General features: G+C 71.1%; 10 protein-coding genes and 1 pseudogene. 3 read left to right on the top strand and 8 right to left on the bottom strand.

What is annotated here, in order from left to right:
- Positions 1-240: non-reducing end alpha-L-arabinofuranosidase family hydrolase (locus tag ABZ795_RS26400; protein ID WP_357532311.1), on the top strand; the 240-nt coding region annotated here is incomplete at its 5' end.
- 71 nt (positions 241-311) lie between these two features.
- On the opposite strand, the gene ABZ795_RS26395 is transcribed toward ABZ795_RS26400, so the two are convergent.
- From ABZ795_RS26395 to ABZ795_RS26385, 3 genes are all read right to left on the bottom strand, one after another.
- The gene (locus ABZ795_RS26395) at positions 312-1181 is read right to left on the bottom strand and encodes a manganese catalase family protein (protein ID WP_327023634.1); all 870 of its coding nucleotides are present in this window, start codon (positions 1179-1181) and stop codon (positions 312-314) included.
- Between the two features lie 96 nt (positions 1182-1277).
- Positions 1278-2402, bottom strand: a complete 1125-nt coding sequence (locus ABZ795_RS26390; RefSeq protein ID WP_357532310.1) for a glutamate--cysteine ligase — start codon at positions 2400-2402, stop codon at positions 1278-1280.
- Positions 2389-4173 carry an N-acetylglutaminylglutamine amidotransferase gene (locus ABZ795_RS26385; RefSeq protein ID WP_357532309.1) on the bottom strand — a complete coding sequence of 595 codons (1785 nt, stop codon included), beginning with the start codon at positions 4171-4173 and terminating at the stop codon, positions 2389-2391. Before ABZ795_RS26385 ends, ABZ795_RS26390 begins: the two co-directional genes overlap by 14 nt.
- Positions 4174-5290: 1117 nt before the next feature.
- On the opposite strand from ABZ795_RS26385, the pseudogene ABZ795_RS26380 reads away from it, so the two are divergent.
- A pseudogene (locus tag ABZ795_RS26380) lies at positions 5291-5485 on the top strand (helix-turn-helix transcriptional regulator); the annotation flags it as partial.
- Between the two features lie 158 nt (positions 5486-5643).
- Positions 5644-6222 carry a hypothetical protein gene (locus ABZ795_RS26375; RefSeq protein ID WP_357532308.1) on the top strand — a complete coding sequence of 193 codons (579 nt, stop codon included), beginning with the start codon at positions 5644-5646 and terminating at the stop codon, positions 6220-6222.
- An 8-nt stretch (positions 6223-6230) separates the two neighbouring features.
- Here the strand turns inward: ABZ795_RS26375 and ABZ795_RS26370 are convergent, their stop codons facing one another.
- The 5 genes from ABZ795_RS26370 to eccE all read right to left on the bottom strand — a co-directional run bounded on the left by ABZ795_RS26370 (position 6231) and on the right by eccE (position 14584).
- Complete coding sequence (locus ABZ795_RS26370) at positions 6231-7274, bottom strand: DUF916 domain-containing protein (protein ID WP_357532307.1); 1044 nt, start codon at positions 7272-7274, stop codon at positions 6231-6233.
- 61 nt (positions 7275-7335) lie between these two features.
- Positions 7336-7968: a hypothetical protein gene (locus tag ABZ795_RS26365; protein WP_327023641.1), complete on the bottom strand. Its 633-nt coding sequence runs from the start codon at positions 7966-7968 to the stop codon at positions 7336-7338.
- A gap of 74 nt (positions 7969-8042) precedes the next feature.
- Positions 8043-12215: an ExeM/NucH family extracellular endonuclease gene (locus tag ABZ795_RS26360; protein ID WP_357532306.1), complete on the bottom strand. Its 4173-nt coding sequence runs from the start codon at positions 12213-12215 to the stop codon at positions 8043-8045.
- A gap of 180 nt (positions 12216-12395) precedes the next feature.
- Entirely contained in the window at positions 12396-13088 is a 693-nt protein-coding gene (locus tag ABZ795_RS26355) for a hypothetical protein (RefSeq protein WP_327023643.1), read from the bottom strand.
- Positions 13085-14584, bottom strand: coding sequence for a type VII secretion protein EccE (gene eccE / locus ABZ795_RS26350; protein WP_357532305.1), 1500 nt, complete (start codon positions 14582-14584; stop codon positions 13085-13087). The genes ABZ795_RS26355 and eccE overlap by 4 nt, the downstream gene beginning before the upstream one ends.
- Positions 14585-14610 lie beyond the last annotated feature (26 nt).

Genomic DNA, 14610 nt, shown 5'->3' with positions numbered 1-14610 from the left:
GGTGGCACCTGGACCCCGCAGGCGGCCAGCGAGAGCAACCCGTTCGCCGGTAAGGCGAACAGCAACGCGACCTGGACCAACGACATCAGCCACGGCGAGTTGATCCGCAGCAACGCCGATCAGACCATGACGATCGACCCCTGCAACCTGCAACTGCTCTACCAGGGCCGGGCTCCGAACTCCGGCGGCGACTACGGCCTGCTGCCGTACCGTCCGGGCGTACTGACCCTGCAACGCTGACGGATACCACACAACCCCGGGGATGACCTGGGGACGGGCGGGCTCGGCGCAGGCCGGGCCCGCCCGACACGTCAGGTGACCTTGCTCTTGACCTTGTTGACCACCCCCTGCACCAGCCCCGGGTCGGTGCCGTACAGGCGAGGGTCTCCCGGCGGCAGGACCGGCTCCGGGGCGTGCGCGCGGGGTGTCTTGTCGTACCGGAACTCTCCCTTGCCGTCCGGTGCCGGTCCGGCGGCCCAGCGGCCCTGGGCGGCATCCCCGTCGGGGGAGAAGTCGAGATAGGCGTAGCTGAACTCCTCGGTGAAATCCGGGGAGTCGGGGAAGGCGTCCGGCACCGGCATCCCTTCCAGCCCGTCCTCCTTGAGCTGCTCGATGGCCGCCATCCACATGTTCTGGTGCATGGTGTCCCGAGCCAGCAGGAACCGCAGCATCTGCTTGACCCCGGGGTCGTCGGTCATGTTGAACAGGCGGGAGACCTGAAGCCGACCCTGGGCCTCGGCGGTGACATTGAGCTGGAAGTCCGCCATCAGGTTGCCGCTGGCGGTGACGTAGTTGCCGCTCCACGGCATCCCGACACTGTCCACCGGCATCGCACCACCGCCGCCGTGGATGAAGTGCGCCGGGTTGGAGCCCCCGTAGATCGCCCCCACCATCGGGTTGCCCTCGGCGGCCTCCTGTAGGGACAGCGGCGCGTGTTCCAGCAGCCGGGTGATCATCGTGGCGATCATCTCGACATGGCCCATCTCCTCGGTGCCGACATCGAGGAGCAGGTCCTTGTACTTTCCGGGGAGTCGGCAGTTCCAGCCCTGGTAGAGGTATTGGTTGGCGACGGTCATCTCGCCCCATTTGCCGCCCAGGACTTCCTGGAGCCGGCGGGCGAACGCGGCGTCGGGCCCGTCCGGCTTGGCCTCGAACTGAAGGTTCTTGGTGTGGCTGAACACGCGTCCTCCTCGTCGTCGAAACACTGTCGAGGTCACTTCCCGCTCCGGCGGCCCCGCTGGGCCAACCGGTGGCCCGCCGGGGCCAACCCGGAGGGGTCAACCCGCCACGGTCTGGGCGATCAGGTGTCGCAGCACGGCCTGGACGTCGCCGTCGGTGGCGGCCATCACCCGACGTTGCCGGGTGGCGCCGGTGCCCTCCCGGCGCAACCGGTCGGTCTGCCGGAGCACCAGGTCCAGATCGTCATGGCGGGTCAGTGCGGGGGTGACCGTGTCGAGCAGGTCGTCGACCAACTCCCAGGCGGGTCGGGCGCCGCCGTTGCACAGATCGACGAGCACCCCGTCGACTCCGTCGTGGGCGGCCCGCCAGTGCGCGGCCGCGACCAGGCAGTCCCGGATCTGCAGGGGCCGCACCCCCTCGCGTACCCGGTCGATCATCGTGGCGACGAGCGCCCGGACCAGGGCGGCGACCAGGACGGTGTCGTCCACGCAGGGGCAGACGTCGCCGACCCGGACCTCGACCGTGGGGTACGCGGCAGACGGGCGGGCGTACCAGTAGACCATCGCGGCATCGAGCATGATCCCGGCGGTGATCAACTCCTGCACGGTGGCGTCGTAGTCGGCGACCGACTCGAAATGCGGGGTGGGCCCGATACTCGGCCAGCGTTCCAGTTGCATGGACCGCCAACTGTTGTGACCGGTGTCCCGACCGTCGTACAGCGGGGAGTTGGCGGTCAGCGCCTGCACCACCGGCAGCCACGGCCGCAGGTGGTTGCACACCTGCACGGCCAGTTCCCGGTCCGGCACCCCGACGTGCACATGGCAGCCGCACACCGCGGGATCGTGGGCCACCGGCCCGAAACGGCGGGACATCGCGTGGTAGCGCTGCTCGTCCGGCACGGTCAGCTGGGCCTCGCCCACCGGGGTCGCGCCCACCGCCACCAGTCGTGCGCCGGCCGCCTCAGCGGCCTCGGCGGCGGACCGGCGCAGGGTGATCAGATGTTCGCGCAACTGCCCGAGGTCGGCGCAGACCGGGGTGACCATCTCCAACATGCTGTGCCGGAACTCCTGCCGGCTCTGGGCACGGGCGGTGCCGGACAGGGCGGCCAGCACCTGCTCGGCCACCGGCATGCTCTCCCCGGTGTCCGGATTCAGCAGCAGGAACTCCTCCTCCACCCCCAGGGTCAGCCGGGTCGGCTCGACCCCCCGGCTACCGGACGCCATGGGTCTGGAGCCAGAGTTCCAGCAGGCCGAGTTGCCACAGCTTGTTGCTGCCGGCCGCCGCCTGCGCCGCCTGTGGGTCGGCGAGCAGCCGGTCGACGTACTCGGGCCGGAACAGGGCACGCTCCCGCGCGGCCGGGGCCCGCAACGCCTCGACGACCAGTTCGCGGACCGGCCCGTCGACGTTGCGCAGCGCGGGCACCGGGAAGTAGCCCTTCGGCCGGTCGATCACCTCCGTCGGCAGGACCTGGCGGGCCACCTCCTTGAGCACCCCCTTGCCGCCCTGGGCGACCTTGTGCTCCGGCGGGCAGGCGGCGGCCAGGGCGACCAGGTCCTGGTCGAGGAAGGGAGTGCGTACCTCCAACCCCCAGGCCATGCTCATGCTGTCCACCCGTTTCACCGGATCGTCCGGCAGCATCAGATGGGTGTCCAGGCGCAGTACGGCGTCCAACGCGGTGTCCGCGCCGGGCGCGGTCAGCTCCGCGTGGACCAGGTCGCCGCTGGCATCACCGGCCAAGGCGTACGCCGGGCCGACGACCTCGGCCAGTTCCGGGTGCCCGTGGTCGAAGAAGGCCTCGGCGAAGGCTGCCGCAGCCCGATCCCGGGGCATTTCGGCGAAGGGCTGGTGATAGCCGTACCCGGCGAACACCTCGTCCGCCCCCTGCCCGGACTGCGCCACCTTCACGTGCCGCGCGACCTGCTCGGAGAGCAGATGGAAGGCGACCACGTCGTGGCTGCCCATCGGCTCGGTCATCGCCTCGACCGTCCGGCGTACCGCCGGCACCAGGTCGTCGTCGGCCAGTTGCAGGCGTTGATGGTCGGTATCGAAGGCGCGGGCCACCAGGTCGGAGTAGTGGAACTCGTCGCCGGCCTCGCCACCGCGACTGTCGAAGCCGATGCTGAAGGTACGCAGGTGTTCCTGCCCCGCCTCGGCCAGCAGCGCCACGATGAGACTGGAGTCCAACCCGCCGGAGAGCAGCACCCCGACCGGCACGTCGGCGACCAGCCGCCGGGCCACGGCCGTACGCAGGGCCTCGCCGATCGCCTCCTGCCAGTCCCGCGCCGCCCACCCGGTGTGGACGGGTCGGCGAAGGTAGTCGGGTCGCCAGTAGACGTGTTCCCGGCTGCGTCCGTCGGCCTCGACGACCCGTACGGTCGCCGGGGGCAGCTTCCGCACCCCGCGCAGGATGGTCCGGGGGGCGGGCACGATCGAGTGCCAGGACAGGTAGTGGTGCAACGCCACCGGGTCGACCTCGGTGTCCACCTCCCCGGCGGCCAGCAGGGCCGGCAGGGTGGAGGCGAACCGCAGCCGGCCCGCCGTCTCGGCCAGGTAGAGGGGTTTGATGCCGAGCCGGTCCCGGGCCAGCACCAACCGACGCCGAGCCTGATCGACCAGGCCGACGGCGAACATGCCGACCAGGTGGTCGACGAAGTCCTCACCCCACTGGGCGTACGCCACCAGGATCACCTCGGTGTCGCTGGTGGAGCGGAAGGTGTGGCCCGCGGCCCGCAACTCCTCGCGTAGCTGGGGATAGTTGTAGATGCAGCCGTTGAAGACCAGGGCCAGGGCCAGATCCTCCCGCACCATCGGCTGACTGCCGGCCTCGGACAGGTCGATGATGGTCAACCGTCGATGCCCCAGGGCCACCCAGTCCTCGCTCCACCGGCCCGTACCGTCCGGCCCCCGGGACCGCATCGCCTCCGTCATCCGAGTCACCGCGGCGGCATCCGGGGTCGTACCGTCGAACCTGGCCTCCCCACTGATTCCGCACATCAGCGGCGCAGGGGGTGGGGACCGGTTGCGGGGGGCCGTGGACCGGCCGGACGGCGGGGCTCCGGTCGACGCCTTCGATGACCTGCACGGTGCGACGTCATGCCTCCCCCTCACCTCGAGGTCAGCGAACAGGCGCTCGCGGAACAACGGCTGACCCTGACCGTAAGCCGCCGGGAAGTGCGGTCGAGCGAAGATCGGCCAGGAGGAATGCCGGGAGCGCGACCACCCCGGCTGCCGGCATTCTTGCGCAGGTCAACGGGGGTGAAGAGAGCGGTCTCCCCCGGACGGGGGAGCTGATCGAGCCTTGATTTCCCGCCTCTCGGGGAGGCGAATGTCGACCGGCGGCTGGCATGCTCGCGGCATGGCGAACCCGGATCTGACCTCTACCGATCTGGCCGCTCCGGACCTGCGCGGCGGGGTGGCCCGGGGGGTCGTACCGCTGGTGCTCGCCGGAGTGGTGGGGACGGTGCTGCTGGCCACCCCGTGGTGGGGGGTGGACGCCTTGTACGAGGGTGCCAGCACCTGGCTCATCGATCCGGCCCGGCTCGGGCTGGGCATCGCCAACCTGTCGGCGGTCGCGGCGGTCGCCTCCTCCCGGTACCGGCTGAAGGTGGCCTGCGCGTTGACGGCTGTCCCCTGGGTGCTGTCGCCGTTGCTCGGGGTGGTCGCCTGGGGCTGGTGGCTGGCTGTGCTGGCGGTGCTCGGGATCGCCGTCTACGAGGGGGCGCGCTGGCTCGCCCTGGCCCTGGCGGCGCTGGCGGTCACCCTCGCCGTGCTGTACTGCACCAGCGAGATGTACTGGCATGTCCCGCTGGTCGGGCCGGTCAACCTGCTCCCCGGTGAACCGGATCGGTGGCTCGACCGGATCCGCCTGAGCTACCTGGCGTTCTACCTGGGCGCAGTAGGCGCCGTAGTGCTGTTCGCCGCCGTACTGCGCCGACGTCGCACCGCCGGCGCCGGATCGACCGCCCCCTCATCTGCACCGGCCGAAACGACCACGCCACCTGCGACCGGGGCGCCTGCTGCCAGGTTGCCTGCGGGCGGGGCTGAAGGGGAGGTGTCGGGGCCGGTTGTCGGGGGCGGGTCGCCGGGGTTGACCGGGCCTTGGGCTGAGCGGATCGCGACCCTCACTCCGAGGGAGCGGGAGGTGTTGCTCGCTGTCGCCCGGGGCCGATCCAACGCGGAGGTGGCCGCCGATCTCGGCATCGGGGACGAGACCGTCAAGACCCATGTCTCCGAGGTGCTGCGCAAGCTCGGCTGCCGCGACCGGGTACAGGCGGTGATCGCCGTCTACGAATCCGGTCTGCGGTAGGCGGGAAAGACCCGCTGATCGACTCCGTTTCGCCGCAACGGCGGTATCCCGCCCCTGCGGACCCCGCCGTTACGCCGAAACGGTGCGCCTACACCCGGTCGACCGGGCCGTGCGGCACCGGGCAGCGGAAAACACCGACGGTGGTCGATACTGCGGAGATGGCGCGGCTGTTTCGGATGCTGACTCTCGTGGCGCTCGGGTCGACGCTGGTCGGCTGTGACCCCGCGCCGGCGGACACCCCCTCTGCCGCACCGACGGCACCCTCCCCGTCGGCATCCCCGGGCGACCTCGCGGTCCCACCGCTGCGACTGCCCAGCGTGGCCCCCGACGGCACCTGCCCGGTCGCCGAACCGCAGCGCTGGAGCAACCCGGACCAGGCCCGGCGGGTGCTGGGGCCGGGCCCGGTCTACCCGGTCGCCGACTACTTCGTCGGGGAAGCCCTGCCGCTGCGTCCCAGCGACCGGCAGGCCGACGGCAGCTACACGGCGAAGATGCGCTGGCTGGCCGTCGGCTACACCGGCCCGGTGCTGGTACGCGCGGGGCGCATCGACGCACCGGGTGCCGCCTCGGCCGAGTTCTCCTACCTGGGCGAGCCTCGTCACGACGGCCACCATGCCGTGCTGACCAGGGCGGACACCGACCTGCCGGGCACCACCACGGTCGATGGGCCCGGCTGCTACGCGTATCAGGTCGACGGCACCTCGTTCAGCTACACCATCGTGTTCCGCGCCGGCTGAGGCGCGGCTCAGCCGACCGGGGTGGTCCGGCGGCCCTCGGCCCGGCCCTCTTCCCTGGCGGTGGCCAGCAGTTGGGCCAGCCGCCGCCGACGGCGCTGGGTGATGAACCGGTAGGCGAGGATCAGCAGGCCGAGCAGGAGCAGCAGCGCCAGTTGCGGCCAGGGGACGATCCAGGTGGTGACGGTAGCCGTACCGGGTCGGATCTCGGCGCCGGTCGGGTCGCCGCCCTGAACGGCGGGCGTGACCGAGACGGTGGTCTTCAGCCGGCCCAGCCCCCAGACCCCCTCGACCTGGGTGTCGACCACCTGCTGGCCGCCGGGCAGGGTCTCGGCCACCTCGGTCGAGCCCTTCTGCTCGACCAGGCCGAACAGCTCCCCGACGGTCACCATGCCGGCGCCGGTCAGGGCCACATTGCCGTCGTTCGTCGCGGTGTAGCCGACCTTGACAGTGCCGGCGGAGAAGGGGTTCCAGGAGGGGGTGTAGGTGGCGGTGAGGTCGCTGAGCGCCACGCTGGCGGTGACCGTACCGCTGGCCCGCAGCATGACCCGGAAACCGACCCGGCTCTCCACGGCCACCGTGCCGCCGGTGCTGGTGACGGTCGCCGCGATGCCCGCCGGGTGGTCGCCGGGGGTGGCGTCCTCGGGCACGGTGATGGTGAACGGCACCACCTTCGTACCGCCGGCCTCGACGGTCACCTTGTCCTGCACGGTGATCCAGGTGCCACCGGCCACGGACTTCTCGTGGGAGGGCAGCATGTTGAAGCGACCCTTGTCGGTGAGATAACCGTCGGCGGCCTTGAGGGAGAAGACCACGGTCGAGTCGCTGAAGTTGCGGACCGCCAGGTGTTCGGTCACCACCTGACCGGGGTCGAGGGTCCGTTCGATGAAGCGGCGACCGTCCGGGCCGTTGCGGTCGGCCGGCTGGACGGCCCAGGTGACCGTGGGACTGGTCGGCTCCGCCATCGCGCCGGCCGACGAGATCGGCACGAGGGCCAGCACCACGGCCAGCACGGCGAGCAGCCGGGCCGGCACTCGCAGCGGAGTTCGGGTCATCACGGACTTCCTTTGCAGCAGGAGCGGGCGGGGGAGCCACACTGTGGCTCCCCCGAAAGAGTCACTCGAACAGGGACAGGGTCAGGGTCGAGGTGTACGAACCCGCGGCGACATCCGCCGGGGTACGCAGGAACAGATCCGCGTCGACGGTGTACTCACCACCGGCCACCGCACCGGAGTCGAAGGTCGAGACCAGCAGCTCCTGGTCCACCAGGCCCACGTTGTTGCCCGGCTGGGTCGGCTCGTCGACGACGGTGACGACCTCCTCGCCGGCGCTGACCAGACCGGTGTCCCCACCGTCGATCAGCTTCGGCTTCCAGCCCAGGTGCCCGGCGCTGATCGGGGCCTGGCCGGAGTTCCCGACGAAGTCGGTGGCGTTACCCAGCACCGCCCAGGCGGCCCCCTCGGGCACCTCGTCCGGGGTGCGGGTGTCCGTGACGGTCACCGTGGGCAGGGTGCCGGTGAACTGACGCACCAGCAGCGTCGACCCGTCCTCGGACAACGCCACCGAGTCACCGGCGATGGACATCGCCAGCACCCCCGGTTCCTCGACCTCCTCGATGTCCACGGTCACCCGTACATCCGTGCTGTCGACCGGCTCGGCCGAGGCCGGCGCGGCCAGCGCCACCGACCCGGCGAAGAAGGCGCTGGCCGCGACGGCGGCGAACAGTCGCCGGTGGTTGCTTCTGTGCATTCGATGCTCCGTTGTGCCTGTCGTATAGGGGAACGGGTGGCGGCGTCCCCGAACGCCGCCACCCGGGATGGAAACTAGCCGCAGGTGATCGCGGCGTACGCCGAGGAGACCTGCGAGGTAACCGGTTGGCCGTTGACCGTACCGGTGATCTTCACCGTCGAGACACCGGCCGACACGGTCTTCGCCCGGCTGTTGAAGGCCTGGTACGCCGTCTTGCCCGGGGCGACCTCGGCGACTACCCGCGAGCCGTACGAGGTGACCAGCTCGATGCTCAGCGCCACCTCGTCGGCGTTACGGGCGCTGACCGAGACGTACGCGGTGCTGCCGATGCACTGGGTGCGGGCCTGCACCTCGACCTCCCACGCCGGGGTGCCCTGCCCCACGCTGGAGCGGGGGGTGGTGTCGGCGGTGACCGGCGAGTTCGCGGCGAGGTAGTTCACCAGCATGGTGAGGTCGTTGTCGCCGGTGGTCGCCCGGTCGGTGCCCCCACCCAGAGCGGTGAAGTTGTCCCCACCGGCGGCTAGGAAGGAGTTCACCGTCACCCGGTAGGTGGCCGTCGGGTCGATCGGTACGCCGTTGAGCTGCATCGAGGTGATCCGCGAACCTCGTTCGGCCTGCGGATCGTAGGTGTAGCTGAAGCCCTTCGACACACCCAGCCACAGCACCGGCCGGGATGCTCCGGTCGGCTGCCACTGCTGCTCCAACGTCTGCTTGATCTCCGCACCCGTGTAGGACTTGGTGACCACGTCGTTGGAGAACGGCTGGACGGCGAAGGCGTCGGCGTAGGTCACCGTGCCGTCGGTGCGGTACAGCAGGTCGGCCCGCAGACCGCCCGGGTTCATGAAGGCGATCTGGGCCCCACCCCGACCGGGGGCGGAGGTGCCGGCCAACTGCACGTCGGCGATGAAGTTGCCCAGCGCCGACTCCTTGCCCCGGTCCTCGTTGCCGTCGGTGTAGGCCCGGCGGATGTCGGCGGTGATCTCGCCCAGCTGCCGCTGGCCCAGCTCCTGCGCCCGCACCTTGGCGGCGGCCACGATGTCGGCCACCGTCGGGTCCTGCGGCGCACCGACCACGTCCACCAGCGAGGCGTCGGCGGCGGTGACGGAGTTCGACTCCGGGTCGAAGGTCAGGGTGACCTTGCCCAGCCGCTTGCCGTAGTCCTCGGCCTGCACCACCGGACGCAACTTGTCGGTGCCCGGCACCGGGACCTCGAAGGCGTACGGCTGGTGGGTGTGGCCGCTGAAGATGGCGTCGATGGTGGCGTCGACCCGGGTGAACCTGCCGAAGACCGGGTCGTTGGCCAGGGCCTCGGGGGAGTCGATGTTCTCCGTGGCGGCACCCTCGTGGGCCAGCAGCACCACCACGTCGGCCTCCCCGTTGGCCGGGTTGCCGTCCTTGAGCTGACCGGCGACGAGGTTGGCCTCGACGACCGGGTCGCGGAAGGTGATGCCGACGATGCCGTCCGGGCTGACCAGCGAGCCGGTCTGCTCGGTGACCACACCGACGAAGCCGACCCGGACCCCACCGATGCTGCTGACCGAGTACGCCGGCAGCGCCCGGGTGTCGTCCCGGTACACGTTGGCACCCAGCAGCGGGAAGTCCGCCCGCTCGGTGACCCGACCGGTCAGGTCGGCCATGCCCTTGTCGAACTCGTGGTTACCGACCGCCGAGGCGGTCAGACCGGCCGCGTTCAACGCGTCGATGGTCGGGTTGTCGTCGTCGATCGCCGAGATGAAGGTGGAGGCGCCGATGTTGTCGCCCGCCGACACGAAGGCGGTGTTCGGGTTCTGCGTCCGCAACTGGTTCACCAGACCGGCGAGCTGGGCCGCCCCACCGGCCGGCTGACCGCCCACGGTGGCCGGGGACTCCAGCCGGCCATGGAAGTCGTTGATGCTCAGCAGTTGCAGGTCGACCGGGTTGGCCCCGGTGTTGATCCCGACGACCAGCGGGTTGTGGTCGCTGGCCCGGAAGGGGTCCGGTGCGTAGAAAGCGGCCAGCCCGTCGTACTGGAAGGCGTACGACTCGACCGCGTTGATCTGCCACACGTCCACCCCGGTGACCCGGTCGGCCAGCGACGGCGAGGCCAGCGCGTGGTCCAGGGACCCGGACTCACCATTGAAGACATAGCTGGTCTTCCCGGTGTTGTTCAGGTTGCGGTAGTCCCGGCCGTAGAGGACCTGCATCGGGTCCTCCTGGGTGTACGCGTTGAAGTCACCCAGCAGCAGCACGTTGTCGGTGCCGCTGTCGGTCTTGACCTGGTCCACGAAGGTGGCCAGCGCGGTGGCCTGGCGGACCCGGTCACCGTTCCAGCCGCCCTGACCGTCACCGGTGTCGGCGTTGTCGCCGGCCCCGGCACCACTCTTGGACTTGAAGTGGTTGGCTACCACCACGAAGTCCAGCGGACCGGCCGTGAAGGTCTGCGCGATCGGCTCGCGGGCGTTGAACCAGACACTCTCGTCGTTCACCGACCGCGAGGCCCCCTTGGGCTGCGCCTTGGCCGGCTTGAAGATGATCGCCGTGGTGATGAAGTCCTGCTGGGCGGCGCCCGGCAGTTCCGCCGGAGTGCGAACGTAGTCCCAGGTGCCCGTACCGTCCGCGGTGTTCAGGGCGGCGACCAGGCGCTTGAGGGCGCGCTGGGGGTCCGAGGCGCTGAACCGGACCGAGTTCTCGATCTCCTCCAGGGCGACCACGTCGGCGTCCAGGGCGGAGATCGCCGAGACGATCTTCGCTTCCTGCTTGACCAGGGCGGCCTCGTTGGCTGCGCCACGGGCGTCGCCACCGAAGTGCACGAAGTAGTTCAACACGTTGAAGCTGGCCACCCGCAGGTCGCCGCCGACGTTGACCGGGGCGGTCGTACGCGGGTTGGTGACCTTGAAGGTGGTCCGGTCGGCCGGGCGGGTGTCCGCGTCGACCGGGCGGGTGGGCTGCAGACGCCACTCGTTGAAGGCGTACGACAGCACCGAGGGCCCGAAGGCCTCGACCGAGTCGCCGACCCGCAGCGGGCTGTCCTTGGACACGTACGGCGGCAGCAGACCGGCGGTGGACAGGTTGGTGGTCCGGCCGTCGTCGAGCAGGACCCGGCGGGCCTTGTTGTCCGCGGCGATCTGGTGGGCCTGCGCCGAGCCGGGGCGGGCCACATCGGTCGGGGTCAGCGCCGGCTTGTCACCGGCCGCGAGGGCCACCTCGCCGTAGCGGTTGGTGTTGTAGACCTCGGAGACGGCGTACGCGCCGACCGGGGCGACCAGCATCGACTCGACCGACTCGCGGGCGTCGTCGGTCAGCGGAAGCTCCACCGGGACCGGCGCGGGCAGCGGTGCACCCTGCTCGCACACCTGCACGTCGCCACGGGCGGCGATGGTGAGCTGGGTGAGCCCGTTGAACTCGCTCGCCGTACCCCGGACCCGGACCCGGTCGCCGATGGTGACCGCCGGGTGGTTGGCGGTGTTGGTGGTCAGGTAGACGAAGATGCCATCCGAGGCGGTGCCGGCGGCGACCGGACGGTCCCCACCGCTGCCGGCCGTCTGCACGTACACCCCGTTGTAGCCACCGGTGCGGTGGTCGGCGGTGACGACACCCTCGACGGTGACCCGGGTACCGGCCACCGGAGTGGTCGCGCCGGCCCCCTGAACCTGGGCGATGGTGTGGTCGACCGCGATGTCACAGCCGGTCGGCGGGTCTTCCGGACCCGGGCCGCTGGCGGTGTTGCGGACGCCGAAGCTGTTGGGCGCCGGTGCCTTCCAGACTCCGTCGATCTTCTGGAGGGAGTGTCCGACCGGGGTGCTGGTGGACTGCTTGACCCCGATGTCACTGCCGGCCATGCCGTTGGCCGGTCCGCCGACCGCCGTGAAGGTGCCGCCGTAGGTGATGAACTCGGTTACCGAGTTGCTCGGCGAGACCAGCGCGACACCGTCGGGGTCGCCGTTCTGGATGCCGTTGACCGGGTACCCGGCGACGACCACACCGGACTCCGGCACCGTCCCGGTGAGGGTGCGGGTGTGGTACGCCGTACCGTTTCCGCCGTTGTAGAGGACGATCTGCCAGCCGGTCAGGTCGAAGCCGGCCGGCGCCTCGATCTCGATCGCCTCGTCGACATCGGTCCCGGCGTTGTCGTAGTGGATCTCGCTGAGGAACGGTGTGGCTGAGGCGGGCGCGGCGAAAGCGGTGGTGCCGCCGCCCAGTAAGAGCGCAGTGGCGGTGACCAGTACGCCCGGAATCGTGAGTTGCCGCCTGCTTTTTCGTAGCTGCATCTGCTGGGCCTCCGCAGGGCCTCCGAGGGTGTTAGACCGGTGGAGGATAAGCGGCGCAGATGGCCGTGCGGGAGCCACCAGATGTACCTAATCCGGAAACATGATGGCGGTCGAGGCGGCACTGGCCTGCGTGATCGCTCTCGATGAGCGGAATGTGGACGACCGATCCCGCCGGGTGGCTCAACTGCCCCGGGCAACCGGTCCGATCAGTTGCCGCTCCGTGCCGGTCATGCTGAGCATCACCCACTGCACCTTGCCCTTGGTGATCAGACCGACCATCTCCGGGTGGAGCTGGGTGAACCAGCTCTGCACGCTGACCAGGCCCAGGGCGTTCGCCGCCGTGGCGGCCTCCGGGGCGGTGAGCCGCTGGAGCACCACGATGTCGCTGCGGACCAGCACCTCGACGTCCCAGCCGGCCAGGTCGTCGCGGACCACCAGGGTCGCCCGCCAGGGTGCGCTCAGGTTGGTGTCCGGCCCGGTAACCGGACCGGTATCGATCACGACGAGCTGCGGTTGGGTCGGGGTCGCCGGCAGGGGTGGGGGCACCCCCGGCGGCAGGAAGGAGGCGATCTCCCGGCCGATGACGCAGCGGCGCAGGAAGGCGTCCCACTCCTGTTCCCTGGCCGTCTGGATGAACAGCCGGGCACCCAGCGCCAGGGCGCGGAAGCTGAGCAGTTCCGCGACCCGTACCCCGCCGGTCAGCATCAACCGGGTCGGCTCGGCCCGGAACAGCCGCAGGCCGACCGGCTCCTGCTGGCGATTACGGCCCACCACCAGCCCGCCGCCCCCGGCGACCAGGCTGAGCCCGGCCACGGTGGGCCCGTCGGCTAGGTGCAGGCCGATCCGGCTGCCCGGGAAAGCGACAGTGTTCACCGCAGGAAGCCTCCGAACGGCAGGGTGGCGGTGACGCCATGGGCGTGTTCGCCGTCGAGTCGTTGCAGGCGACCACCCTGACCCCGGATCGCCTCGTGCAGGGCGGTGTCGGCGGCGGTCAGGGCGGTGGCGTCCGTACCGATCAATCGGAAGGCCACCTCGACCACGGCGTTGTCGGCACCCTGGCGACCGGTCTCCCGGGCCACCGCGATCGACACCACGGCAGCCGCCGCCGGCAGCCCACGCAGCAGTGGATCCACCTCCCAGTGCCGGTCCGGCCAGTCCACCAGTCGGTGGCAACTCTGCGGGGTGCCCTCCGCCGACCAGCTGCGCCAACTCTCCCGGGCCAGCGGACGATCCCCCGCCACCGGCTCACCGGTGAGATGGGTCAGGTTGGCGACGGCCGCCAGCACCTCGTCGCGGTTGAGCAGGCGGACGGTCACCCGGTCCTGCCGAAGCTGGCGTCGGGTCCGGCGGATCGCCGCGGTCAGCGCCGGACGCAGGTCACGGTCGGCGTGAAAATCCGGGGTACGCGGAGCCTGGAGCACCACCCACGCCTGCCGACTGGCCGGCACCGCCCCCTCGGTCAGCTCCCGGTAGGCCCGTTCCACTGCCGCCGCGCGGACCCGAGGGGCCGGGGTGACCTGGATCAGCACCTGCACCGTCACCGGTGGGGCCTGGGGATCGGACGCCGGAAGCAGAGCCATCGGCGACGGCAGGGCCTGCGGACTGCCCACGAGCAGGGCACCCTCGGTCGGATCCACCTCCAGTACGGCACTGAGCCCACCCCGGTGGGTCAGCAGCACCGCGGGCTGGTCGTCGATCTCGACCTGCTCCAGCTCCACGCTGTCCTCAAGATGGGTCAGCAACTGCCATCGGGGGTCCGGCCCGGTGGCGGCCAACTGTCGGCGTCGGCCCCGATAACTCCACCCGACCGCCAACCACTGGTAGAGCCACCGGCCCCGGTGGCGCAGCAGGGTCGGGGAGAGCAGCAGCAACACCGCGGCGGTCACCCCGACGGCCAGGGGGATGCCCTGGCTGGCCGCGGCCAGCACGGCGGCCGCGCCGGCCTGCCAGGCCACCAACTGGGCCACATGGATGCCGGCGATGCGCAAGGGCCGCCGGTACGGGCGTACCACCGGGGTGGCGACTGCGGCGGCCTGGGCGCTGCCGACCGCCTCGGCCAGCGGCGCAGCGCCGGCCGTGGGCCGGGCGGCGGATGCGGCCGGTGCCGCCGCGGTCGCCTGCGCCGCAGCCTGCGCTGTCGCCGTGGCCTGGGCGGCGACGGCGGCCCGGCTGCTGTGCACCGTGCCGACCGGGGCCCGCCCCTGCCCCCGCTGGGGGGCCCAGGCCTGTCCCGCTGCGGTCCCACCGATCGTGGGGGCGGGTGGAACGGCCTGCTGCCCCGGGGCCGCCCGCTGTGGTGGCGGTGCTCCGACGCCCGGGTGCTGCTGCCAGCCCGGTTCGCCCGGCCGTGCCGCGCCCGGATGTGTCACCGCGCGCCCCTCCCTGACCGGCCCGG

This window comes from Micromonospora sp. NPDC047134 (assembly GCF_040643455.1).
In the GTDB taxonomy this organism is placed as follows: domain Bacteria; phylum Actinomycetota; class Actinomycetes; order Mycobacteriales; family Micromonosporaceae; genus Micromonospora.
This window is presented reverse-complemented; position numbering and strand designations above follow the sequence as displayed.

Excerpts from the sequence above, each read along its gene's own strand:
- ABZ795_RS26390 (WP_357532310.1), bottom strand. The coding sequence starts at position 2,402 with ATGGCGTCCGGTAGCCGGGGGGTCGAGCCGACCCGGCTGACCCTGGGG.
- ABZ795_RS26385 (WP_357532309.1), bottom strand. The coding sequence starts at position 4,173 with ATGTGCGGAATCAGTGGGGAGGCCAGGTTCGACGGTACGACCCCGGAT.
- ABZ795_RS26375 (WP_357532308.1), top strand. The coding sequence starts at position 5,644 with ATGGCGCGGCTGTTTCGGATGCTGACTCTCGTGGCGCTCGGGTCGACG.
- ABZ795_RS26370 (WP_357532307.1), bottom strand. The coding sequence starts at position 7,274 with ATGACCCGAACTCCGCTGCGAGTGCCGGCCCGGCTGCTCGCCGTGCTG.
- ABZ795_RS26365 (WP_327023641.1), bottom strand. The coding sequence starts at position 7,968 with ATGCACAGAAGCAACCACCGGCGACTGTTCGCCGCCGTCGCGGCCAGC.
- ABZ795_RS26360 (WP_357532306.1), bottom strand. The coding sequence starts at position 12,215 with ATGCAGCTACGAAAAAGCAGGCGGCAACTCACGATTCCGGGCGTACTG.